The 23,708-nt window shown below is 28.4% G+C and carries 23 protein-coding genes and 1 pseudogene; 18 read left to right on the top strand and 6 right to left on the bottom strand.

The genetic code is table 11. The annotated features are described in order from the left end of the window. Window positions 1-141: 141 nt before the first annotated feature. Window positions 142-474, top strand: coding sequence for a hypothetical protein (locus psyc5s11_RS21890; protein ID WP_224034583.1), 333 nt, complete (start codon window positions 142-144; stop codon window positions 472-474). Between the two features lie 448 nt (window positions 475-922). Here psyc5s11_RS21890 and psyc5s11_RS21885 read toward each other — a convergent pair whose 3' ends face one another. Continuing rightward, entirely contained in the window at window positions 923-1,927 is a 1,005-nt protein-coding gene (locus psyc5s11_RS21885) for a CehA/McbA family metallohydrolase (protein WP_224034582.1), read from the bottom strand. Between the two features lie 115 nt (window positions 1,928-2,042). Here psyc5s11_RS21885 and psyc5s11_RS21880 point away from each other — a divergent pair, with 115 nt between their 5' ends. Beyond that, on the top strand, window positions 2,043-2,546 hold the full coding sequence (locus tag psyc5s11_RS21880; protein ID WP_224034581.1) for a gamma carbonic anhydrase family protein: 504 nt from the start codon (window positions 2,043-2,045) through the stop codon (window positions 2,544-2,546). Between the two features lie 49 nt (window positions 2,547-2,595). Next, window positions 2,596-3,432, top strand: a complete 837-nt coding sequence (locus tag psyc5s11_RS21875) for a CvfB family protein (RefSeq protein ID WP_224034580.1) — start codon at window positions 2,596-2,598, stop codon at window positions 3,430-3,432. Between the two features lie 126 nt (window positions 3,433-3,558). On the opposite strand, the gene psyc5s11_RS21870 is transcribed toward psyc5s11_RS21875, so the two are convergent. Continuing rightward, complete coding sequence (locus psyc5s11_RS21870) at window positions 3,559-4,974, bottom strand: spore germination protein (RefSeq protein WP_224034579.1); 1,416 nt, start codon at window positions 4,972-4,974, stop codon at window positions 3,559-3,561. 390 nt (window positions 4,975-5,364) lie between these two features. Here psyc5s11_RS21870 and asnB point away from each other — a divergent pair, with 390 nt between their 5' ends. After that, window positions 5,365-7,209, top strand: coding sequence for an asparagine synthase (glutamine-hydrolyzing) (asnB, locus tag psyc5s11_RS21865; protein ID WP_224034578.1), 1,845 nt, complete (start codon window positions 5,365-5,367; stop codon window positions 7,207-7,209). A 405-nt stretch (window positions 7,210-7,614) separates the two neighbouring features. Here the strand turns inward: asnB and psyc5s11_RS21860 are convergent, their stop codons facing one another. Next, window positions 7,615-7,917 carry a hypothetical protein gene (locus psyc5s11_RS21860; protein ID WP_224034577.1) on the bottom strand — a complete coding sequence of 101 codons (303 nt, stop codon included), beginning with the start codon at window positions 7,915-7,917 and terminating at the stop codon, window positions 7,615-7,617. A gap of 574 nt (window positions 7,918-8,491) precedes the next feature. Here psyc5s11_RS21860 and psyc5s11_RS21855 point away from each other — a divergent pair. The 6 genes from psyc5s11_RS21855 (at window position 8,492) to psyc5s11_RS21830 (ending at window position 13,556) form a co-directional block, all read left to right on the top strand. Then, on the top strand, window positions 8,492-8,911 hold the full coding sequence (locus tag psyc5s11_RS21855; protein WP_224034576.1) for a YaaR family protein: 420 nt from the start codon (window positions 8,492-8,494) through the stop codon (window positions 8,909-8,911). Between the two features lie 19 nt (window positions 8,912-8,930). After that, entirely contained in the window at window positions 8,931-9,932 is a 1,002-nt protein-coding gene (locus tag psyc5s11_RS21850) for an ABC transporter substrate-binding protein (protein WP_224034575.1), read from the top strand. After that, window positions 9,907-10,662 (top strand): ABC transporter permease, encoded by a 756-nt coding sequence (locus tag psyc5s11_RS21845; protein ID WP_224034574.1) that lies wholly within the window; start codon window positions 9,907-9,909, stop codon window positions 10,660-10,662. The genes psyc5s11_RS21850 and psyc5s11_RS21845 overlap by 26 nt, the downstream gene beginning before the upstream one ends. Further along, the gene (locus psyc5s11_RS21840) at window positions 10,659-11,336 is read left to right on the top strand and encodes an ABC transporter ATP-binding protein (RefSeq protein ID WP_224034573.1); all 678 of its coding nucleotides are present in this window, start codon (window positions 10,659-10,661) and stop codon (window positions 11,334-11,336) included. The genes psyc5s11_RS21845 and psyc5s11_RS21840 overlap by 4 nt, the downstream gene beginning before the upstream one ends. A 139-nt stretch (window positions 11,337-11,475) precedes the next feature. Next, the gene (locus tag psyc5s11_RS21835; protein ID WP_224034572.1) at window positions 11,476-11,616 is read left to right on the top strand and encodes a hypothetical protein; all 141 of its coding nucleotides are present in this window, start codon (window positions 11,476-11,478) and stop codon (window positions 11,614-11,616) included. 233 nt (window positions 11,617-11,849) lie between these two features. After that, window positions 11,850-13,556: an ABC transporter ATP-binding protein gene (locus tag psyc5s11_RS21830; RefSeq protein ID WP_224034571.1), complete on the top strand. Its 1,707-nt coding sequence runs from the start codon at window positions 11,850-11,852 to the stop codon at window positions 13,554-13,556. Window positions 13,557-13,667: 111 nt separating this feature from the next. On the opposite strand, the gene psyc5s11_RS21825 is transcribed toward psyc5s11_RS21830, so the two are convergent. From psyc5s11_RS21825 to psyc5s11_RS21815, 3 genes are all read right to left on the bottom strand, one after another. After that, window positions 13,668-14,108, bottom strand: coding sequence for a hypothetical protein (locus psyc5s11_RS21825; RefSeq protein WP_224034570.1), 441 nt, complete (start codon window positions 14,106-14,108; stop codon window positions 13,668-13,670). Window positions 14,109-14,470: 362 nt separating this feature from the next. Next, window positions 14,471-15,499, bottom strand: coding sequence for a branched-chain amino acid aminotransferase (locus tag psyc5s11_RS21820; protein WP_224034569.1), 1,029 nt, complete (start codon window positions 15,497-15,499; stop codon window positions 14,471-14,473). Window positions 15,500-15,739: 240 nt separating this feature from the next. Next, window positions 15,740-17,638 carry an NAD(+) synthase gene (locus psyc5s11_RS21815; RefSeq protein ID WP_224034568.1) on the bottom strand — a complete coding sequence of 633 codons (1,899 nt, stop codon included), beginning with the start codon at window positions 17,636-17,638 and terminating at the stop codon, window positions 15,740-15,742. 278 nt (window positions 17,639-17,916) lie between these two features. Here psyc5s11_RS21815 and psyc5s11_RS21810 point away from each other — a divergent pair, with 278 nt between their 5' ends. The 8 genes and pseudogenes from psyc5s11_RS21810 to psyc5s11_RS21775 form a co-directional block, all read left to right on the top strand. Continuing rightward, window positions 17,917-18,339 carry an NfeD family protein gene (locus psyc5s11_RS21810; RefSeq protein WP_224034567.1) on the top strand — a complete coding sequence of 141 codons (423 nt, stop codon included), beginning with the start codon at window positions 17,917-17,919 and terminating at the stop codon, window positions 18,337-18,339. 11 nt (window positions 18,340-18,350) lie between these two features. Then, the gene (locus psyc5s11_RS21805) at window positions 18,351-19,292 is read left to right on the top strand and encodes an SPFH domain-containing protein (protein ID WP_224034566.1); all 942 of its coding nucleotides are present in this window, start codon (window positions 18,351-18,353) and stop codon (window positions 19,290-19,292) included. Window positions 19,293-19,442: 150 nt separating this feature from the next. Beyond that, on the top strand, window positions 19,443-20,249 hold the full coding sequence (locus psyc5s11_RS21800) for an EcsC family protein (RefSeq protein ID WP_224034565.1): 807 nt from the start codon (window positions 19,443-19,445) through the stop codon (window positions 20,247-20,249). A gap of 294 nt (window positions 20,250-20,543) precedes the next feature. Next, window positions 20,544-21,059 carry a hypothetical protein gene (locus psyc5s11_RS21795; RefSeq protein ID WP_224034564.1) on the top strand — a complete coding sequence of 172 codons (516 nt, stop codon included), beginning with the start codon at window positions 20,544-20,546 and terminating at the stop codon, window positions 21,057-21,059. 155 nt (window positions 21,060-21,214) lie between these two features. Next, a complete protein-coding gene (locus psyc5s11_RS21790) occupies window positions 21,215-22,051 on the top strand; it encodes an amino acid ABC transporter substrate-binding protein (protein WP_224034563.1) in 837 nt (278 codons plus the stop codon). A gap of 96 nt (window positions 22,052-22,147) precedes the next feature. Further along, on the top strand, window positions 22,148-22,789 hold the full coding sequence (locus psyc5s11_RS21785; RefSeq protein ID WP_224034562.1) for an amino acid ABC transporter permease: 642 nt from the start codon (window positions 22,148-22,150) through the stop codon (window positions 22,787-22,789). An 80-nt stretch (window positions 22,790-22,869) separates the two neighbouring features. Then, complete coding sequence (locus psyc5s11_RS21780) at window positions 22,870-23,553, top strand: amino acid ABC transporter ATP-binding protein (RefSeq protein WP_224034561.1); 684 nt, start codon at window positions 22,870-22,872, stop codon at window positions 23,551-23,553. Window positions 23,554-23,586: 33 nt separating this feature from the next. Continuing rightward, window positions 23,587-23,676 (top strand): annotated as a pseudogene (locus psyc5s11_RS21775) (zinc-ribbon domain containing protein); the annotation flags it as partial. Window positions 23,677-23,708: the final 32 nt, after the last annotated feature.

Here is a 23,708-nt window from a genome sequence, read left to right as displayed (position 1 = left end):
TAAATCTTAAAATAAACTACAAGGAATACTTGATAATAGTTTATATATAAATTATTATATAACTATATGAAATTATAACAATTAGACAGCAGACGAGGTGCCCCTTGAGGGTATAAACTTTTTTAGGAGGATGTGTGACAGATGAATTTATTAATAACAATTATTTCATTCGTATTATTATTTGGAGTTATAGTGGTAGCTTATGTAGTAGCTAAAAAATATATATTTGTTAAAGTGCGAATAACTAAATGGATTCCCTTATCAATATCTATAATATTATTTGCAGCTCAAATATTTGCAGATAAAATATTTCCATATGAAATAACTAAATATATTTCATATGGACTATCAATATTTGCAGTATTATTTTTCTTATGGTTCATGGACATTATGCAAACCGGTGGACCTAAAAAGAAAGAAAAACAAATAGTAATTAAACCAAAAGCCAAGCCAAATAGAGTGAAAAAAAGATAAGTAAAAATATACTTATGTGTATAACTCGCCGAACTTGAATACATGTTTGTTCCAGCGGACTAAGAAAATTTCGCTGGAAGCCACTAAATGGCAGGTTGCATCCATTTCAGTTTGCTCCCAATATAAAATTGGGACAAACTAAAAATGGAACAACCCACCATTAAGTGGCTTCAACAGCTTATTTTCTAATGCCGCTTTCACAAACATGTATCCAAGTTCTCGGTTTAGACATATACATAGCATAGTAAATGTTAAATATAATACCTAGTATAAGTGCAACTCCTAAGTAGAAATTATACTAGGAAAATATACTCAACTAGAAATAAGGAGCATGTTTTGTGAAGTGTTTCATTAGGAATCTTAGAAGCACCCAGCAAAATTCCTTAGAAACGGTCACAAAAGCATGCTCATTATTTCGGCGGATCATCCACATAAGTACAAGTTTCCTTTAATCTATAAAGATAGGGGAGCTTATGGCAATTTTATGATTATCTAAGGTTATTTTTATTATATACCACAATTCATTTTTTATAGATTCATGATTATATAGATATTTTACTTTATTTAAGTTCAAATTAGTTATTTTTTTTACTACTATCCCACCAGTAGAAATAATATCAATTTCTACTATTTTATGAACCGGATCATGAGCAAAGATTGAAAATTGTAAGTCTTCATTTTCTGATGGAATTACATCACCCATGAAATTATCATTTATTGTAAAATACATAATTAAAGTTCTAGATTCAGTTGAATATGTGTGGCGATTTCTGAAAGCATCAACTAATGAAGTGCTTGTGAGTTCATCAGCAATTACACATGTTAAGTTTTCATCGTCACCGAAATTTAATTTGTGATTGTCTTGACCGTTTATAGCACCTAATTTCCAACCATTATTAAGTAAGTAATAATAATATTTTTCATATCTTAAATATTTGTTAGGAGAAGAACCATTTCCAACTTCTATAGAAGTGATTAATTTATTTAAAATAGGGTTATATTCTAAATATTCTATTGTCTTATGTGGATGGTTAATTGAAACGCATGCAGTAGGGTTGTTAAGCATCCAAAGAACTAATAATTGAAGATTAGTTACTGTGCCTGTGAAGAACTTATTAGAATTTATTACATTAATATCTCCAAATGGATTAGTTTTACTTTCAAAGCCTATTAAGGCTAAAAAATTTTCATGTTTTTTATTATAGCGTGAAGCTAAATGTCTAGCTGTATCCCACTTACTTAATTCAGTTCCTTTTATTTGTACAGTCTTAGTTAGATAATTATTATGATCTGTTAAAATTAGAAAATCTAGACCAGCATGCCTTGCATAATCAAAAGCTTCAATGGGAGTACCACGTCCTGTTGAAAATTCACAGTGAGCATGAGGGATGCCGTAATAGAAATTCAAATCATCTATAATAAAGTTGGTTTTAGTTGATTTTTTTTTACCCAATATTATACCTCTAAAAATTATTTATAATATATATTATTATAAAGATGGGCAAAATAATGACAATAACTCAATGTAATGTTAAAATAACTTTAGGATTTAAATGGGGTGAGCAATTATGATAAAAAATTTTATAGATAAGAAACCTACTTTTGAAGAAGAAGTTTATATTGCAGAAACTGCAGTAATTATTGGAGATGTCACATTAAAAAGAAATACAAACATTTGGTTTGGTGCTGTTCTTAGAGGAGACGTAGAAAGCATAGTTATAGGAGAAAATACTAATATTCAAGAAAATTCTATAGTACATGTAGACGAAAATAATAAAGTAGAAGTTGGGAATGGATGTACAATTGGACATGGAGTAATAGTCCATGGATGCAAGATTGGAGATAATACTTTAATTGGTATGGGTGCTATAATATTAAATGGAGCTCAAATAGGCAATAATACTATTGTAGGAGCAGGTAGTTTAATAACCCAGAATAAAAAATTTGATGATGGAGTTCTAATTATTGGAAACCCTGCTAAGGTAGTGAGAAGATTAACAGATGGAGAAATTGAGAATAATAAAAAATCTTGTTTAAATTATATAGAACTAAGCAAAAGAATTAGAGTGTAGAAAAAAGAATAAGATAGGATCTTAAATAGTTAATGGAGGAAATAACAAAATGATGATAGTTGGAGAATACAATCAATTAAAAGTGAGCAAAAAGGTAGAATTTGGATATTACCTTGAGGATGATTTTGGTGACGAAGTTTTACTTCCAAATAGTGCAACAAAGGGACATGAAATTAAAGTGGGAGATAGATTAGAGGTGTTTATTTACAGAGACTCTAAAGATAGACTAATTTCAACTTTAAAAAAGCCACTTTTAACAGTAGGTAAAATTGGTTATTTGGAAGTTGTGACTCAAAATAATATTGGAGCATTTGTAAATATTGGACTTGAAAGAGACTTGTTTATTCCACTTAGAGAGCAAAGTTTTAATATTAAAGAAGGCAAAAAATATTTATTTGGTATGTATGTAGATAAAACTGATAGATTAGCTGGTACAACAAGAATAGATTCATACATGGAGATAGCAGAAGAAGGCACGTATAAGTCTTCAGATGAGATTAGTGCAATAGTTTATGATACATGTGAAAATGGTACGTTAAATGTAATGGTTGATGGGAAATATAGAGGATTAATATTAGCAAATGAGCATTTTGAATATATACACCCAGGTGAAGAAATACAAGCAAGAGTTAAGATAATTTATGAAGATGGTACTCTTGGAATAACAACAAGAAAAAAAAGATTAGATGAAAGAGAAATATTAACAGATAAAATACTTAAGTATTTAAAAGAAAATGGAGGATTTATGCCATTCAATGATAAATCTTCTTCAGAAGATATAAAAAAAGAATTTAATACAAGTAAAAATTACTTTAAAATGACTCTTGGTGGATTAATGAAGCAAAAAATAATAACACAAGATAAAGAAGGAACCAGAATTCTTTAAAATTATATAAGGCATGTTAAAAAATAGAAAGTCACTATGTGTAAATAAAGAAGGTATTTGAAAGTAGATATACTATATTTCAAATACCTTCTATTATTTTTTAGATTACATGTGTGATAAAAAATATTATTGAACATCTTTTGAGATTCTTGTTCTGAATAATAAATTTTTGAGCTTTTTCCAATTGAATGGTACTAATGGATAGAAGTACTTATCTCCTGCTACTGTTTTAGTAGTTCCCATGATTATAAGTAAAAGTATAATACCGCCTATAAATCCCCAAAATCCAAATATTGCACAAAGTACTAATAATGTCATTCTTGAAAATTTAATTGCAAAAGTCATTTCTAAACTAGGTTGAGTGAAATCTCCAAGAGTTACTATAGCCATATATAATATAGACTGAGTTGTAAACCAACCTGTCTTTATTGCATATTCACCAAGAATTAAACCTCCAATTAAAGAAAGTGAACTTCCAAGTGGACTGGGAGTATTTAAACCTGCTAATTTTAACACATCTACAGCAAATTCTAAAATTATGAATTGAATTGCCATAGGAATAGCAAAGTAGTCTTGTGGTTTTAAAAAATCAAAAAACGGTGGCAAAAAAACATTACCGTTTACAAAAAGTAAATAAAGAGGCGTAATTAGAATAGTTGATAATAATGTTAAATTTCTAATAATCCTTAAATAATTTCCTGTAAATACTGGGAAATAATAATCATTAACATCTTGTAAAAAATCGAAAAGTCCAGTTGGAAGAATCATAACATTTGGAGAATTATCTACAATTACTATTATTTTTCCTTCAACTATATGTGCAGCAGCTACATCAGGTCTTTCCGTATATCTTACCTTGGGAAATGGATTAAGCCAATTTTTTTTGCACATAATATCAACTAAACTTTGATCGCCAAGAGTTAAGGCTTTTATATCTAATTCTGACAAACTATTAACTATTAAATCATGGACTTTAGGATCTGAAACTCCATCAATGTACGCAAGACACACATCTGTTTTTGAAATATCACCAACTGAATGCATTTCAAAAACTAATCTAGGATCACGTATTCTTCTTCTTATAAAGGCAGAATTAAAAACTAATTTTTCTATAAAGGCATCTCTTCCACCTCTTAAAGTTTTTTCTTTTTCGGGTTTTGATGAATCTGTTCCTGGATAAGTACGCAAATCAAGAACTATAAATGAATCATAACCACCAACAAACATTATTGTTTGACCAGTTAATAATGCATGTATAATTTTTTCTAAATCACTTTGTCTTTCAATAGATACATGAGGAATTTCATGATTCATAAAATCATCAATAGTTATATATGAATTCATAGTTTCAGGAGATATTTTAAAAAATGATCTTAATATATCTTCCATGATGTTGTCTTTAATAAAACCATTCAGGAAATATAGGACAGCATCATGTCCGCCTACTACAAATGTTCTTTCAACAATATCGAAACTTTTGTCTATTGCTAAATGTGAATGAATTAGCTCAATATTTTGTTTGCAATCATATGTGACATTCAAATTATCTAACCTTCTCTCTCTAATGAAATAGTATAAATATAGTATGTGATATATGAAAAATTGTATTCATAAATTATTTTCTTTAAATAATATATACACCTAGCTCTTAAGTTACTTAAATTTCCACGTATAACTATAGAAATAAGAGTTTCGCACTTTTTTTTGGTGTAAAAGATTTTAGTGTGCTGTCGCACTTTTTATAGAGGTGAAAAGATCTTGGTTGTGCTGTCGCACTTTTTTTATAAGTGTAAAAGATCTTGGTTGTGCTGTCGCACTTTTTTTAGATGTGCATATTTTAATAATGTAAGGCATATTAAACAAGATTTTAATAAGGTGTGGAGTTGTGATTTTTGAATATGCTTAACTAAATACAATTAGAGGGTGAAATGAATGTGTGGTATTGCAGGACTCGTAAATTTCAAAAAAGATATAATACAAGATAAAGAGATATTAGAAAAGATGATAAAAACATTGGAGAGAAGAGGTCCAGATTCTAAGGGGTATTATATTTCTCAAAATGTCTTGTTAGGTCATAGAAGATTGATTGTAGTAGACCCTAAGGGTGGAATGCAACCAATGACCAAAATATTTCAAGGTAAAAAGTATACATTAGTTTATAATGGAGAACTTTATAATACAGAAGATTTAAGGAAAGAATTAAAAACTAAAGGATTTACTTTTGATTCTTATTCTGATACGGAAGTATTGCTTACATCGTACATTTGCTTTGGCAAAGAATGTATTAATAAATTAATAGGTATTTTTGCTTTTGGGATTTTTGATGAAGATAAAAAAGAAGTATTTTTAGCTAGAGATCAAATGGGAGTTAAACCATTATTTTATACTGTGAATAATAATACTCTTGTCTTTGGATCAGAAATAAAAACTATTTTAGCAGATCCAAGAATTAAGAGAGAAATTGATAGAGATGGGTTGACTGAAATTTTTGGACTTGGACCTGCTACAGTGCCAGGAAGTGCAATATTTAAAAATATAAAAGAAGTTGCACCAGCAAATTGTCTTTTGATTTCAAGTGATAATAATATTAAAACGTGGGAATATTGGAAATTGGAAGCAAAGGAATTCCATGAAACTCCAGAAGAAGCAATAGTTCATACAAGAGAATTGCTAACAGATGCAATAAAAAGACAATTAGTTGGAGATGTACCAGTTTGTACATTTTTATCAGGTGGATTAGATTCATCCATTATTTCCATGATAGCAGCAGAGGAATTTAGAAAACAAGGAAAGACCCTTACTACTTATTCTATAAATTATGAAGACAATGAAAAGTATTTTAAATCATCATTATTCCAACCTACCTCAGATGAATATTGGTCAGAGGAAATGTCTAAATTCATTGGTAGTAATCATAGAAAAGTGGTTTTGGATCATACAGATTTGGCAGTAGCATTAAAAGACGCTGTAATTTCAAGGGATTTACCAGGTATGGCAGATATTGATTCATCTATGCTTTTATTCTGCAAAGAAATTCGTAAGGACTTTGTAGTTGGTCTTACTGGAGAATGTGCTGATGAAATCTTTGGAGGATATCCTTGGTTTACAAGAGATGAAATGTTCTATTTAGATACCTTTCCGTGGTCAAGATTTGTTAGTAATAGAAAAGCTATAGTGAATTCGAGTTTAAAGAATATGCCGCTAGAAGATTTAGTTAGAACACAATATGAAAAATCTTTAAGTAAAGTGCCTCATCTTGATGGTGAGAGCAGACGAGATCATAGAATGAGAGAAGTATCTTATCTTAATTTAAAATGGTTCATGGTACAACTTCTTACAAGAAAAGATAGGGTTAGTATGTATAATGGTTTAGAGGCAAGAGTTCCATTTGCAGATATTAGATTAGTAGATTATGCGTTCAATTTACCAGCAGAGATAAAGTTATATAAAGGCAGAGAAAAAGGCCTACTCAGAGCAGCCTTTGAAGGAATATTACCAAAGGATATTATATACAGAAAGAAGAGCCCATATCCAAAGACACATAACCCAATATATACAGATATAGTATGTAACATGATGAGAAAAATATTAGATGATAAATCATCACCAATTCATGAAGTCATTGATGATAAAGCAATCAGAGAAATTCTAAGAACTAAAGGAGAATCCTATAAAGTACCATGGTATGGACAGCTAATGACAGGGCCACAATTAATTGCTTATTTGATACAAGTAAATATTTGGCTTAAAGAATATAATATTAATATACTAACTTAATTTTCAATGCATAATTATGGTTAAAAACTCACTAGAAAGTTCGAGTGTCCAAATACAAGATTTGAACTCTCACTTTTAGAGCATCACTTTTCCAGTGGAGTTTTTAACTAAATACAGATACCTAAGATGAAAATTTTGATTAGGTTTATATCCAAACAGAGAAATTGGATACATGTTTGTGGAATAGGCATTGAAAATAAGCTGCTGAAACTTCTTAAGGGCAGGTTGTTCCATTTTTGCTTGTCCTGAGCTTGCCTCAGGAGCATGCAGAAATGGGTGCAACCTGCCATTTAGAAGTTTCCAGCGAAATTTTCTTAGTCCTATGGAACAAATATGTATTCAATTTCGGCGGATTATTTACATAAGTGCATTAAAAAAAGTTCTGCGATTAGCAGAACTTTTCTCTTAGTTATATTTAAATTTTACAGCTATTTCTTTGATTTCACCTTTAGAATTTTTTCTGATTGAGAATTGTTTAATGTCTTTAAAATTATTTTCCAATTGATAACTTAATTCTGTAATAGTAGCTTTAGCTTTTTTAGTTAAGCCACCATCTTCAACAATTTCAAATCTTGTTTTTCTGCAAGTTGTTTCTTCATTTTGGTCATCAAGAATTACATAATATTCAGAAGCTTCCTCTAGAACTATGTAGTCTCTACTTAATGTTAAAGTTGAACAAAGATTATTATCTATACATCTTATTATCATAATTATTACCTCCTAAAATCCCTTTTATAACTTAAATTTTAGTATAAATATTTCTTTTTTTCAAGTGTATTTGAAAATATAAAAAAACTTTGTTAATATACATAAAAAACTATAATTTAAATAGTAAAATATTATAATGATAATATAGTAAAATTGCTCCATTAAAATAAATTAATATACACAAATATATTTACAGATTTTGCGAAATTATATACGTGTGAAAAAATGAAATATATGTTTTAATCACATTCAAAAAATATAAGTGGAGAAGACGACATAACTTTGATATAATTAATTATGGATAGTTATATTTTTAAGGAATTATACATCTACATATGAGGAATTACTAAGGTATTTGATTTTAATTAAGTAGAATATAGACGTAATAAACAATTAATGATTGATAATTATTTTAATGCACAATCTTATAGTTCATGCCTTTAGTGTAGTGTGGCACAAGTTGCAATGTACAATTATTTTTAAACATTCTTTGGAGCTTTAAAAATATATATTTGGAATTTTAAAGGTATTTAAGTTTAAATTGTATATTGATATAAGAAAGGATTGAGTATATATGGAAATAGGAAGAGTAAGAAGAGGAAGTGCAACATCTGAAAGAAAAGTTGTTTCTGAAAAGAAGGATTTTTCTCAAAGTTTTAGTCAAGAAAGACATAAAAAATCAGAAGAACAACTTAACAAGATGATAGATGATATAAAAAAAAGAGGTAGTAAGCTTATAACTACAAAGACTTATGTTGATGTAATTATGTACAAGAAGATGATAAAAGAGTATTTGGAGTCAATACTAAAATATATGTATGAAACAAAAAAGGATATAAGTTTTTGGCAAACTCAATATTTCATAACTGTTGATACTGTTGATAATAAGCTTGAAGAATTAACAAAAGGATTACTTTCAGATGAAAAAGACAATATAAATATTGCATCAACAATAGATGAAATACAAGGAATGATTGTGGACATATATAGGTAGTAGAGAAGGAGACTTAAAAATGAAAAAGAAATTATCGTTATTGTTAGTTATAATATTATCAATGTTAACATTGATAGGATGTGGAAATAGCAATACAACGAAAAGTGAATCTGCAAAAAATGCCACTGAAATTAAAGAAATTAAGTTTGTAGCGCCAGATGGACTGCCATCAATAGCAGTGGCTAAGCTTATAAAGGAAAAACCAGAAGTTAAAGCTGGATATAATATTAATTATACAATTGAGAAAAACTCTGAAAGTTTAGGTACAAGTGTTATGAAGAGTGAACCAGATATAGCAATAGTACCTTCTAATTTAGCGGCGACTGTATACAATAAGAATAAAGAATATAAAATAGCAGGGACTGTTGGATTTGGATCGTTTTACATAGGTTCAACTAATGAAAATCAAACTTTTGAGGATTTAAAAGGAAAAGAAGTTTATAACATAGGTAAGGGATTAACACCTGACATAATTGCGAGAACAATACTTAAAGATAAAGGTATTGATGTTGATAAAGATATTAATTTTAGTTATGTTGATGGAGTGAATGAGCTTGCACCAATAATTTTATCAGGAAAGACACAATATGCAGTAATACCAGAACCTGCTTTGTCTACAGTTCAAAGCAAAAATGAAAAGTTTAAAGTCATATTAGATTTAAATGAAGAGTGGAAAAAGATAAATAATTCAGAATATGGATATCCACAATCAACAATCATAGTTAAAAAAGATTTATATGAAAATAATAAGGAATTTGTAAAAGAATTTTTAAATCAAGTTAAGGCAGGAATTGAATGGGCATATAGTGATAAGGAAACTCTGGGTACGTATTGCGAAGAAATAGGGATTTCTGCTAAAAAGCCAATAATAATAAAAGCTATTGATAAATCTAATATTAAGTATGTAGATATCAAGGATTCTTATAAAGAATATAAAACTTATTTTGAAAAATTAAATAAATTTGATCCAAAGACAATAGGAGGAAGTGTACCTGATGATGAAATATTCATGGAAAAGTAAATTATATACTTTGATATCATGTTTATTTTTCATAGGACTATGGCAGTTGATTGCAGTAATAACAAATAACGATATATATATTCCAAGAATACAGCAAGTTATTGAAGCTATTAAGATTATCTTTATGGAACAAGATTTCTTGAAAGTTATTTTAAGTAGTTTTTATAGGACTATTCTTAGTTATATATTAGCTTTAGCTTTTTCTATGATTTTAGGGGTACTCGGAGCGGTGTATCCCTTTTTTCAGTATTTAATCCAACCTATAAATTCATTTGCTAAAACAATCCCAACTATGGTTCTTGTTGTTCTTTTATTAGTATGGTTTGACAAAGATATAACGCCTTTTGCAGTTGGATTTGCTATAATTTTTCCAATACTTTATGAAGGTGTAAGAAATGGTCTTATGCAAATAGATAAAAGAATAATTGATATGACAAAAATATATGAAGTTAGCATAAAAGATAAAATTAAAAAAATTTATTTACCAGTTATGAAATTTTATTTTATGAGTATTTTTGTATCAACATTATCACTAACTTTTAAGGTGGTAATTACAGGTGAGGTATACGGTCAGCCAAAGTTTGGAATAGGATCTCAAATACAATTGGAAAAAGTAAATTTTAATGTATCAGGAATTTTTGCATGGATTGTAATTATTGTTTTTATATCACTATTTTTAGAAATAATAAATAAGTTATTGAAGAAAAGAATATATAGGTGGACTAAATGAACATAAGTATTAAAAATTTAAATAAATCCTATGAAAATGAAGAGATTTTTAATGATTTTAATATGGATTTTTACGATGAAAAGGTAAATTGCATAATAGGAAGGTCAGGGTGTGGGAAAAGCACACTTTTAAATATCATAGCAGGATTAACAGACATACAAAGTGGAGGAATACATGGAGTTTCTTTAAGTGATATAAGCTATATATTTCAAGAGGATAGATTAATAGAATGGCTTACAGTTAAAGAAAATTTAGAACTTACATTAAAAAAATATTATGATAAATTTGTCATAGATGAAAAAATTAATGAGCTTTTAGAATTAGTGGGTATTTATGATATAAAGAATAAGTATCCTAATGCTTTAAGTGGTGGAATGAAACAAAGAGTAAATATAGCAAGGGCATTTGGAAAGCCATCAAAAGTGATTTTGATGGACGAACCTTTTAAATCTTTAGATTATAAATTAAAATATACTATAATAGATGAATTTAAGACTTTATTAAATAAAGAAAAAAGAATGGTTATACTAGTTACCCATGACTTAGATGAGGCAATATATTTCCAAGGAAATATAACAGTATTTAGTAATAAGCCAGTCCAAATAAAAGGCATTTTTAATAAAGATTTAGATAAAAGCAAGGATGAAATTTTAAAAATAATATACACAGATTAAGAAAGTGCGAAGCACAATTAAGAACAATTCACAGATGAAGAAAGTGCGAAGCACAACTAAGATCATTTCACCGATTAAAAAGTGCGAAGCACAAACAAGATAAGTTCATAAATTAAATTATTAATTATATATAAATATTTTGCTTCCAACTAAAATAAACAAGAAACTTGCTAATATAAAACTTGAGAAGCTTAATACTTTTTTATTTGCATTTAGTAAAGTTATACCAAGTAATGTATCACAAAAACCTAAACAAATAAAAATTAATGGAAAGAAATAATTTGGATCAGATTTACTGGCTATTATATTTAAAGAGAATAAAGGCAAGAGTATTGCCAAACTTAAATTAAGTATATAAAAAGTTCTTTTAATCAAATTTATTCACCACCTAACAATTGTAAAAATATGTATCTTAATTTAATTATATACAAGCTATGTAGATTTTATTCCTTATACAAATGAAAAAATGGAATAAAAAAATATGACTTAAAGAAAGTCGAGGAGATATTCAATATGATAAAGAAATTCATTTCATTTTATAAACCATATAAATTATTATTTACTTTAGATTTGGTAGTAGCATTTATAGCATCTTTATGTGATTTGGTATATCCAATGATGACAAGAGATCTTATTAATGAATCAATTCCCAATAAAGATGTTAGAATGATAGTCATGTTTGCTATCACTCTGCTTATAATCTTTATTATAAAAGCAGCATGTGGATACTTTATGCAGTATTGGGGACATGTTGTTGGAGTGAGAATGCAAGGAGATATGAGACGGCATATATTCAAGCATCTTCAAAAGTTGCCTAATAGTTTTTTTGATAATAATAAAACTGGTGATATAATGTCTAGAATTATAAATGATTTAATGGATATTTCAGAACTTGCTCATCATGGGCCAGAGGATTTATTCATATCTATTGTTATGCTTATAGGATCATTTGCAATTCTGTGTACTATAAATGTTCCACTTACATTATTAATTTTCGCATTTATACCTGTTATAGTTTTATTCACATTATATGAGAGAAAGAAAATGAATAAAGCCTTTCTTGATACTAAAGTAGAGACAGGTGCGGTAAATGCTAATCTGCAAAATAGCATTTCAGGTATAAAGATTTCGAAAGCTTTTGTAAGTCATAAGTCTGAAGAGGAAAAATTTGAAAAAGGCAATGTCAAATTTGTTAAAACAAGAGAAAAAGCATATAAAGTTATGGCTGAATATTCTTCAGGTGCTGGATTTGGAATTGATGTATTAAACTATGTGGGATTAATAGGCGGTGGGGCATTTACACTTATTGGGATTGTAAATATTGGAGATTTCATGGCATATATGCTATTTATAAAAATATTTATGACTCCAATAAAGAAGCTTATTGATTTTATGGAACAATTTCAAAATGGAATTACAGGTTTCCAAAGATATCTAGAAATAATGAGTGAAGATAAAGAAAAAGATAAAAAAAATGCAATTGAGATTGAAAATGTTAAAGGGGAAATAGAATTTAAAAATGTTTCCTTTAGCTACGAGGGTAAGGAAGTTTTAAAGGATATTTCTGTCAAACTGAATAAGGGTAAAATGTTAGCACTAGTGGGAGCATCTGGTGGTGGAAAAACAACTTTTTGCAACCTTATTCCAAGATTTTATGAAGTAGATAGAGGAGATATTTTAATCGATAATAGCAGTATTTATGATGTTAAATTAGATTCACTTAGAGAAAATATTGGAGTAGTTCAACAAGAAGTATTCTTATTTACAGGAACTATAAGAGATAATATATTGTATGGAAAAGTTGATGCAACTGAAGAAGAATTATTAAAGGCAGCTAAAATGGCTAATATACATGAATTTATAAATACTTTACCAGAAGGTTATGATACTTATATTGGTGAAAGAGGTGTAAAATTATCTGGAGGACAAAAGCAACGTATTTCTATTGCAAGGGTTTTTCTTAAAAATCCACCAATACTAATATTAGATGAAGCAACATCAGCTTTGGATAATGTAACTGAACGTATAATTCAAAAATCATTAGAAAAATTATGTGCAGAAAGAACAACAATAGTAGTAGCACATAGATTATCTACCATTAAAAATGCAGATGAAATTATTGTTCTTGGTGACGCAGGAATAATAGAAAAAGGAACTCATAAAGAATTAATGGAGAAGCAAGGTGAATATAGTAAACTACATAAATTAGCAACGATATAAAGTTTAAAATAAAAACAGTCCAATTGAAAAGATTAAATGTATATTGAATTTAGATATGTAAAAGAGGTTGCCCGAAAGTCTAACTTAATTAGCTTTTGGACAACCTTTATTTTAATTATTAGATTCATTTCTTAATGCATTAAGCAATTCAACTTTTTTATATATAGTAGAAGTATCTACTTTAACTTCCATGGCTTGACTTAATTTGTTATGCAATTCAGTTTCAACAAGAGTATTGGTATTATTCTTTGAACTAGAATCACTTAAGGTATTATGGTTAAATTTTGATTGAACTAATCTAGCATTTTCTTCACTTTTTAACCTTAACATATTTTCTAATTCATTAGAGAATGGTGCTGAATCATCATTTGATGAATTGTGTGAAATAGTTGAGTGTAAAGTATCATCAAATGAATCAGAAGGTTTTTCCTTTTTACGAGGAGGAACAGTTGGTTTAGTATAAGGTCTTTTGCTTATTCTATTATCAACAGTAGAACCATTTATACTAGCTACAACATAGTGACTGTCAGAGATTATTCTATTATCATACATACTTATCACTCCTTTAAGTAGAGAATCAAAATCTATGATTTTGTATGAATCACTTACTCAGTGAAGGCCTGTGAGTCGAGTTTCCTTCAAAATTATAAATTTATACTTTCAATATTGAATTTAATATCTTATTTATATATTCGTATGTTTTCTACAAAAGTTTATAAAATGTGAAATAAATATTATTTGAATTCCTTATATTTATTTATATGAATAATAAAATTGAATATGATAAGAAAGGATTAAAAATTAAATTCTGGTTAGGTATTTTTGATATATTATTTTATATATCTAGTATAAAAATATGGTAGAATCATTTGTTGTGAAATGATTCTACCATATTTTTTATTTATTCATGTGAATTATTTTACTTCGTATATCCAACCTTCTGGAGCTTCAACATCGCCAAGTTGAATTCCATAAAGAGTATCATATAATTTCTTAATTACTGGACCAACTTCAGTTTCACTATGCAATACATGTCTTGTACCTTTGTAATCAATAGCACCAATTGGAGTTATTACAGCAGCAGTACCACATGCTCCAGCTTCTGCAAATTCATCTAAATTATCAACAAAAACATCTCTTTCATAAACTGGAATTTTCAAATAATGTTCAGCAAGATAAAGTAAAGAATATTTTGTTATACTTGGTAAAATTGAAGATGAGTTAGGTGTTACAAATTCACCTTTTTTAGTTATTCCAATAAAGTTTGCTGCTCCAACTTCATCAATTTTTGTATGAGTAGCAGGATCTAAGTAAATACAATCTGCATATCCGCCTTCAGAAGCCTTTTTATGAGCCAATAGTGAAGCGGCATAATTACCACCGACTTTCTGTTTACCAGTACCATGAGGAGCCGCTCTATCATATTCGTCTTCAACAACAAAATTACATGGCTTTAAACCACCTGAAAAATAAGGGCCTACTGGCATACAGAATACTGTAAATATATATTCATTTGCAGGTTTTACGCCAATGTTATCTCCAACACCCATAAGAACAGGTCTAATATATAAAGTTGCACCAGTGCCATATGGTGGCACATATTTTTCATTAGCTTTTACAACTTGCATAATTGCATCAATAAATTTTTCTTCAGGAATATATGGCATAAGTAATTTATCACAACTTTCATTCATACGAGCAGCATTTCTGTCAGGTCTAAATAATTGGATTTTACCTTCCTTTGTTGTATATGCCTTAAGTCCTTCAAAACAACTTTGACCATAATGAAGAACTGGAGAAGCTTCACTTATATGAAGAGTATTATCTTCAGTAAGTTGTCCACCATCCCATTTTCCATCTTTCCAAACTGAAATATAACGAAGATCTGTTTTAATATAATTAAATCCTAATTTACTCCAGTCTATATCTGCTTTTTTCCCCATTTTATTTTCCTCCATATCTATATAGGCTTTGGCTTAATTAATATTGTTTTATATGCCTTATTGCCATTGTTTATTTAATAACATCTATTGTAGCACTACTTGAAAAAAAATTCCACAATTCATCATAAAAAGTGGAATTTTATTATTAAATCATTAAGTATTTCCAATGAAAAATAAAGGATTAACAATAAACATTAAGTAATTATCACAAAACAATAGTTAATTAATATGATTATAAATCTATTTCCAAGGTTCAGCATCTGATGGCATGCGCCAATCACCTCTAGGGCTTAATGAAATACTTCCGACTTTAGGACCATCAGGAAGAGCACTTCTCTTAAATTGTTGAGTAAAGAATCTAAACATAAACTTATCTAACCATTTTTGTATTTCTTCTTGTGAATAATCATTTTTGAAAGCAACATTAGCTAAGAAAAATATTCTTTCTTTTGTAGAGCCATGTTTTATAAAATGATATAAGAAAAAATCATGAAGTTCATAAGGCCCTACTATATCTTCTGTCTTTTGAGATATCTCACCATTTTTATCTTTAGGTAATAGCTCAGGACTAACAGGTGTATCTAATATATCCATAAGTGTATCACATACAACATCGGTGGATTCATTTTCAGCTACGTATTTTACTAAATATCTAACAAGAGTCTTAGGTATAGATGGATTTACAGAATACATTGACATATGATCGCCATTATAAGTACACCAGCCAAGGGCAAGTTCCGATAAATCACCAGTACCTATTAAAAGTCCTCTTTCTTTATTTGCAAGATCCATTAAAATTTGAGTTCTTTCTCTTGCTTGAACATTTTCATAAGTAACATCATGAATATTTTTATCATGACCAATATCTTCAAAATGTTGAATACAAGCTTTTACTATATTTATTTCTCTAAGGTCTGTACCTAGTTCTCTGCATAAATCAATTGCATTGTTATAAGTTCTATCAGTTGTACCAAAGCCAGGCATAGTAATAGTAACAATATTCTTTTTATCTAAGTTAAGTAATTCAAAGGTTTTAACTATTACAAGTAGTGCTAAGGTTGAATCTAATCCACCTGAAATTCCAATAACTACTTTCTGTGATTTAGTATGTTCCAATCTCTTAGCTAAGCTTGCTGATTGTATATTGAATATTTCTTTGCAACGTATCTCTCTTTCTTTTTCAAAAGAAGGAACAAAAGGATGTTTATCTACAAATCTATCAAAACCTTTAAGAACAGTATCACTAAATTCAAAGTTAATTATAGTAGGCTTTTTATTGATAAATTTATATGAATCTCTAAAACTAAGATTTTTCATTCTTTCAGCTTTGAGTTTAAAAATATCAACTATAGAAGATATTACTTCATTATCTCTTTGAAAGCGGTTATTTTCTTTTAATAATGAACCATTTTCACTTATTAATAAATGACCACTAAATAACACATCAGTGGTAGATTCATGAACTCCAGCAGAAGAATATATGTAACTACACATTGATCTAGCACTTTGATTTGAGATAAGGCTTTTTCTATAATCCATCTTACTTACAAGCTCATTTGATGCTGAAAGATTTCCGATTATGTGTGCACCCATAAGAGAAAGATAAGAACTAGGAGGAATTGTTACCCACAAGTCTTCACAAATTTCAACTCCAAAAGTTGCAATGCTAGATGAAAAAATTAAATTAGTACCAAAGGGTACATCTTTTTGAAAAGGTAAGGTTACTTTTTCATTTTCTATAGAGATTCCTTCACTAAACCATCTTTTTTCGTAAAATTCACTATAGTTTGGAATATATGATTTTGGAACTATTCCAAGTACTCTTCCCTTAAATAAAAGATAAGCACAATTATATAAAACACTACCAGAAAGAAGCGGTGCACCAACTGCAATTAAAATATCAGAATCGCAAGTTGCATCTAGTATTTGATTAATGCCATTTAAAGATTTGTTTATTAGATATTCTTGTAAAAATAAATCTCCGCAAGTATAAGACGTAATGCAAAGTTCAGGAAAAACTATAAATTTAGTTCCCTTATCACAAGCATCATTTATGCATAGTAGAATATTTTCAACATTATAGTCAACATCAGAAATCCTAGTCTTAGGACAAGCTGCTGCAACTTTAATAAAATCCATGTAATCACTCCCTATAAACTTTTAATTGAATTTTCTAAGATGATGTATATTTGTATATGTATAATTTTATTATAAATGAATATATAAGTAATTATATTTTTAGTTTTAAATAAAAATATGTTTTAATAATTATAAACCAAATAGTAATAAAATCAAAATTAAAGATAAGGGTTAACAAATAACTTATTTAGTGATAAAAAGTACTTGTAAAAACTAAAGAAAAGTTATATACTAAAAATAGAAAAAATTAGTATAATAAGATTGGAGGGGTGGATAACATGGGGTCAGCAGTATTTTGGTTAATTGTTGCAATTTGTGCATTTGCAATAGATGTTTTAACAAGTAATTTTTGTTTCATGTTGTTTTCTATAGGAGCTGTTGTAGCTGCAATATGCGGAGCTTTAGGTGTACCATTTGTAATGCAAGTAGTGATTTTTTCTATAATAAGCATAATATCCTTAGCAATTGGTTATCCGTGGTTAAAGAAAAAATATAAAGGTATGTCAAAAAATATACCGCTTATGGAAGAAACCTATATTGGGAAAATTATGGAAAGTGAAAAGGAAATTGTTAGCCAAGCTCAAGTTAAGGTTAATGGAGAATACTGGACCGTAATAAATGAAGACGATATAATTCATGTTGGAGAAAAATTCGTAATTACAGGTATTCAAGGAATAAAATTAAAGATAAAGAAAGCGTAGGGGGATACAAAATGGTTTTAATGATAATTTTAGGTGTAATATTACTATGTATATTGGCAGTAGTAGTATCATCAATTAAAGTGGTAAATACAGGTTATTTATATGTTGTAGAAAGATTTGGTAAGTTTGATAAGGTATTAGAGCCAGGCTGGCATTTTATAATACCATTTGTAGATTTTGTTAGAAGAAAAGTTTCAACAAAGCAACAAATTTTAGATGTACAACCACAATCAGTTATAACTAAGGATAATGTTAAAATTTTAGTAGACAATGTTATTTTTTATAAATTATTAAATGCAAGAGATGCTGTTTATAATATAGAAGATTTTAAATCAGGTATAGTATATTCAGCAACAACAAATATGAGAAATATACTTGGTAATATGACATTAGATGAAATATTATCAGGAAGAGATGCTATAAATCAAGATCTTTTATGTATTATAGATGAAGTTACTGATGCATATGGTATAAAAATACTTTCAGTTGAAATTAAAAACATAGTTCCACCAAATGAAATTCAACAAGCAATGGAAAAACAAATGAGAGCTGAAAGAGATAAAAGAGCTATGATTCTTCAAGCAGAAGGTTTAAGACAATCTCAAATAGAAAAAGCTGAAGGTGAAAAGCAAGCTAAAATATTAACAGCAGAAGCAGAAAAACAAGCTAATATTAGAAGAGCTGAAGGGTTAAAGGAATCTCAATTACTAGAAGCAGAAGGTAAAGCGAAGGCTATTGAACAAATAGCTATTGCAGAAGCAGAAGCTATTAGAAAAGTTAATAAAGCTATTATTGAATCAGGCACAAATGCAACTGTTATAGCTTTAAAGCAAGTTGAAGCCCTTATAGAAATGTCTAAAAATCCAGCTAATAAGCTTATATTACCAAATGAAACATTATCATCTTTTGGAAGTATAGCAGCAATTGGAGACTTACTTAAAGGCAATAAATAATAAAATATTAAAAATTAAAGGAGCAGGGAGACTTGCTCCTTTTTGGATTTTAAATATAAAAAGTTTAAATATTGATGTTTATGGAATTAATATATAATATAATATACAACAATACCAAAAAAGTTTACAATGGAGGTATCATAAAAGAATATGAGATATAAAGGTTTTAATGAAGAAAGAGTTATACTTAATCAAAAAAAGAAACTAATGAAAATGGAAGATAAACTTTTAAATAAAAGGGAAAATATTTATATAAAAAATAAGATATCTAAAGTAAAAGAAAAACTAGAGGAAAAGATTCCAACTAAAATGATGGATACATTTCAAAAAGCTTTTGAAAAAGGATTTTATTATGTATTTGAAAAAGGAACTATGATAATAGAGAAAAGTTATAATTCGAAAAAATTAAAAAATGAAGCGGATATAAATGAAAATATTTTATCTAAGCAAATAAATAATAAAAACTTAGACAGAATTGATAAAACTGTAAAAAAAGGTTCGCTTATAAACAAAGGTATTACAACGGCAGAGGGAACTGTACTTGGAGTACTCGGAATAGGACTTCCAGATATACCAGTATTTATAGGGATAATATTAAAGACTGTATATGAAATCTGTTTGAATTATGGTTTTGACTATGATTCAGAAGAAGAGAAAGGTTTTATTTTGAATATAATTTGTGCAAGTGTGAATAAAACAGAAGAAAGAATTATATATTCTAATGAAGCAGATAAAATTGGATATAGTATCGATAACGGTTTTCATAATAAAGTAAATATTACTAAGATGATAGAAATAACTTCTAGAAATTTATCTGAAAATATAATTTTATCTAAAATTATACAGGGTGTTCCTATAATAGGCGTATATGGTGGAATTTCAAATTATATATTAATAAGAGATATAAGTGAAATGGCATGTTTGAAGTATAAAAAAAGATTATTATTGAAATTATAAAATAAAGTGAATCTTAGTTGAACTTATCTAGGGTCGTGCCGCTGTTAACTCTCACTTAAGCAGAGAACCTAAATCTATGATTTAGTGTGAATCGATTACTCACCCGACTTCAGGAGGAGGAGTTTCATATAAAGTGGGAGTGTTACAGCGGCTAGACATCAGATAAATTAGCAAGCTTATTTGTTATCTTTTTCAATCGTCTTATCATTAAAGGTTGAAATACTAATGAAAAAACAGTAATATATACTAAGCAGTACAAAAATATCAGGCATATGCCTAAGCCGGGGTGAAAAGATGAAGAAGAAAAATATAATAAGTTTAATATTATGCAGTATAATATCTTTTTCTATGATTGGATGTAATATTAAAGATGATTATATAATTGAAACGAAAAAGAATACTGATGAAAAACCATCGGGTGATAAAGTCAATGAAGTGTTTGATTCAGAGAAAATGGCCGAATTAATGGATAAATTAAAAACTACGCCTAAAGAAGTTTCAGATAAATTAGATGAAGTAGATAGTGATACAACAAGAACAATGCAAGAATTAAATGATAAAGCTGATGAATTAACTGATACCTTAAATAGTGCTGATTTTGAAGGAAAAAGTGAAGATATAAAGAAGCAATTTGATGATATATCAGACAAATTAGATGAATTAAAAGATAATGTTAATGACGCTAAAGACAAAGCAGATACATTTGAAGATCCTATTGACAAAATACAAGTTACAGATACAATAGATGAATTTACATCACATTCAGATAACTTACAAAGAGCATTAAATAGGGCATCTTCAACTAGATAAAAACTTAGTGTGTTAGTCTATAGATATTAGTAGTATCTTTGACTAACATTTTCTTTACAAATAGTTAAAAGTGGGAATAAAAAATACTTGAATATTTTGCTTTAGTATGGTAAAGTGATAAATAGAGAAACGTGAATTTTAGGAGGAGATAATTTATGAAAATGAATAATTTAATAAGAAAATTAACAATAGTTGCTATTGTAGCGACACTAGGAATAAGTTTAGTTGCATGCGGAGGAACTACTCAAAATAAATCATCAGAAACAAAGAAGGTAGCGAGCACTTTGGATAAAGATGAATTAGTAATTGGTTTAGATGATACTTTTGTTCCAATGGGATTTAAAGATGAGAGCGGAAAATTAGTTGGATTTGATGTTGAACTAGCAGAGGCAGTTGCTAAAAAACTTAATAAAAAAATAAAATTTCAAGCAATTGATTGGAGTATGAAAGAAACAGAACTTAATAATGGAAATATAGATTTAATATGGAACGGATATTCAATTAGTGATGAAAGAAAAGAAAAGGTTGAATTTTCAAAACCATATTTAAACAATACTCAAGTTATAGTAACACTTGCAGATTCGAATATAAAATCTAAATCAGATTTAGCAGGTAAAAAAGTTGGCGCTCAAAATGAATCTACTGCAGTTGATGCTGTAGCAGCTGATGGAAATATAATGAAAAGTTTTGATGGTGGAAAGATCGTTACTTTTGCAGATAATAATGATGCATTAATGGATTTAGAAGCAAAAAGATTAGATGCCATTGTTGTAGATGAGATTTTAGCTAGATACTATATGAAAGCAAGAGGAACAGAAAAATATAAAATTCTAGATGAAAATTTTGGTAAAGAACAATATGGTGTTGGAATTAGAAAAGGTGATACTAAATTTGTAGAAGCTTTTAATAAAGCTTTAGATGAAGTAATAGCAGATAAAACTGCTGGAGAAATATCTAAGAAATGGTTTGAAGAAGATATACTTGTTAAATAGAAAATTTATATTTTTTGAATGTTAATTAGATAGAATATTTTTAATGCAATTTTGAATATGACTAATGATGGAAACCATAAAGAGGAGGAAATGACCTTGACTTATATTTTAGAAATAATGCCTCAAGTACTAGAGGGGCTTAAAGTCACATTAGAAATTTTTGCACTTACGTTAATATTATCTATTCCCCTTGGAATAGTAGTTGCTGTGATGAGAACATCTAAATCTCTAATACTAAGAGAAATAAGTGGGCTATATGTTCTTATAATGAGAGGGACTCCTCTATTGTTACAAATTATTGTAATATTTTTTGGTTTGCCTATAGTGGGTATAACCTTTGATAGGTTTCCAGCTGCAATTTTTGCATTTACTTTAAATTATGCAGCTTATTTTGGTGAAATATTTAGATCGGGAATAATGTCTATTGATGATGGACAAGTTGAAGGCGCTCAAGTTTTAGGCTTAAGTTCAAAAAATATATTTTTTAGAATTATACTTCCACAAGCATTTAAAAGAGTTATTCCACCAGTTGCAAATGAGATAACAACTTTAGTGAAGGATACTTCTTTGGTTTATGTATTGGGATTAGATGAAATGCTAAAGATAGGAAAAATGGCTGCCAATAGAGATGTTTCATTAATGCCACTTTTAATAGTTGGAGTTGTATACTTAATTGTAATAGCAATTTTCACTCAAGTATTAAAGAAAATTGAAGAAAAATATGACTATTATAAGTAAGCACATTCAAAAAATAACAGATCAGTATACTTACATTTGGTTTGTTATATTATTGTATGCGCCTAAGTGGAGGAATTTATATGCTTAAAGTTAATAATATAAAAAAGAAATTTGGAAGTACAGAAGTTTTGAAAGGTGTTAATCTTGAAATAAAACAAGGTGAAATATTAGTTGTTGTAGGTCATTCTGGAGGCGGAAAAACTACATTACTTAGATGCGTAAATGCATTAGAACATTGTGATGAAGGCGATATAGAAATAAACGGAAAAATTCTATGTAAGGATGGCAAGTATGTAGATAAAAAAAACCTCAAAGAAATAAGAAAAGATATAGGATTGGTATTTCAAAATTTTAACTTGTTTCCACATATGACTGTTTTAGAGAATTTAATTGAAGCACCACAAAGAGTATTTGGATGGAAAAAAGAAGATGCAATTAAAAAAGCAGAAGAAACTCTTGGATTTTTAGATTTATTAGAAAAAAAGGATAATTATCCTTTTGAGTTATCGGGTGGACAAAAACAAAGAGTTGCTATTGGTAGGGCATTAGTATTAGAACCTAAAATTATGTGTTTTGATGAACCAACTTCTGCATTAGATCCAGGACTTACTGGAGAGGTTGCAAATTTAATAAAGAGTTTAAGTGTAAAAGGTATGAGTATGATGATTATAACACACGATATGGATTTTGCTAAAAATGTAGCTGATAGAATAGTTTCTATGAATGCAGGGAAACTTCAAGAGGGTTTAATTTTTGAAGAATAGGTATTTTGAAAAGTTCTAATTTGTATGTAAGGATTCTGCAAGGAAAAAGGATTGGATAATGATCCAGTTAGATGTCTAGATTGTAGAAGAGCTAGAAAACAACAAAGAAACTACGACAGATAGTAAACAATAAGGTCATAAGAGCAATCTTATGA

Source organism: Clostridium gelidum (assembly GCF_019977655.1).
Taxonomy (GTDB): Bacteria; Bacillota; Clostridia; order Clostridiales; family Clostridiaceae; genus Clostridium; species Clostridium gelidum.
This window is presented reverse-complemented; position numbering and strand designations above follow the sequence as displayed.

Excerpts from the sequence above, each read along its gene's own strand:
- psyc5s11_RS21890 (WP_224034583.1), top strand. The coding sequence starts at position 142 with ATGAATTTATTAATAACAATTATTTCATTCGTATTATTATTTGGAGTT.
- psyc5s11_RS21880 (WP_224034581.1), top strand. The coding sequence starts at position 2,043 with ATGATAAAAAATTTTATAGATAAGAAACCTACTTTTGAAGAAGAAGTT.
- psyc5s11_RS21875 (WP_224034580.1), top strand. The coding sequence starts at position 2,596 with ATGATGATAGTTGGAGAATACAATCAATTAAAAGTGAGCAAAAAGGTA.
- asnB (WP_224034578.1), top strand. The coding sequence starts at position 5,365 with ATGTGTGGTATTGCAGGACTCGTAAATTTCAAAAAAGATATAATACAA.
- psyc5s11_RS21860 (WP_224034577.1), bottom strand. The coding sequence starts at position 7,917 with ATGATAATAAGATGTATAGATAATAATCTTTGTTCAACTTTAACATTA.
- psyc5s11_RS21855 (WP_224034576.1), top strand. The coding sequence starts at position 8,492 with ATGGAAATAGGAAGAGTAAGAAGAGGAAGTGCAACATCTGAAAGAAAA.
- psyc5s11_RS21850 (WP_224034575.1), top strand. The coding sequence starts at position 8,931 with ATGAAAAAGAAATTATCGTTATTGTTAGTTATAATATTATCAATGTTA.
- psyc5s11_RS21845 (WP_224034574.1), top strand. The coding sequence starts at position 9,907 with ATGATGAAATATTCATGGAAAAGTAAATTATATACTTTGATATCATGT.
- psyc5s11_RS21840 (WP_224034573.1), top strand. The coding sequence starts at position 10,659 with ATGAACATAAGTATTAAAAATTTAAATAAATCCTATGAAAATGAAGAG.
- psyc5s11_RS21830 (WP_224034571.1), top strand. The coding sequence starts at position 11,850 with ATGATAAAGAAATTCATTTCATTTTATAAACCATATAAATTATTATTT.
- psyc5s11_RS21825 (WP_224034570.1), bottom strand. The coding sequence starts at position 14,108 with ATGTATGATAATAGAATAATCTCTGACAGTCACTATGTTGTAGCTAGT.
- psyc5s11_RS21820 (WP_224034569.1), bottom strand. The coding sequence starts at position 15,499 with ATGGGGAAAAAAGCAGATATAGACTGGAGTAAATTAGGATTTAATTAT.
- psyc5s11_RS21815 (WP_224034568.1), bottom strand. The coding sequence starts at position 17,638 with ATGGATTTTATTAAAGTTGCAGCAGCTTGTCCTAAGACTAGGATTTCT.
- psyc5s11_RS21810 (WP_224034567.1), top strand. The coding sequence starts at position 17,917 with ATGGGGTCAGCAGTATTTTGGTTAATTGTTGCAATTTGTGCATTTGCA.
- psyc5s11_RS21805 (WP_224034566.1), top strand. The coding sequence starts at position 18,351 with ATGGTTTTAATGATAATTTTAGGTGTAATATTACTATGTATATTGGCA.
- psyc5s11_RS21800 (WP_224034565.1), top strand. The coding sequence starts at position 19,443 with ATGAGATATAAAGGTTTTAATGAAGAAAGAGTTATACTTAATCAAAAA.
- psyc5s11_RS21795 (WP_224034564.1), top strand. The coding sequence starts at position 20,544 with ATGAAGAAGAAAAATATAATAAGTTTAATATTATGCAGTATAATATCT.
- psyc5s11_RS21790 (WP_224034563.1), top strand. The coding sequence starts at position 21,215 with ATGAAAATGAATAATTTAATAAGAAAATTAACAATAGTTGCTATTGTA.
- psyc5s11_RS21780 (WP_224034561.1), top strand. The coding sequence starts at position 22,870 with ATGCTTAAAGTTAATAATATAAAAAAGAAATTTGGAAGTACAGAAGTT.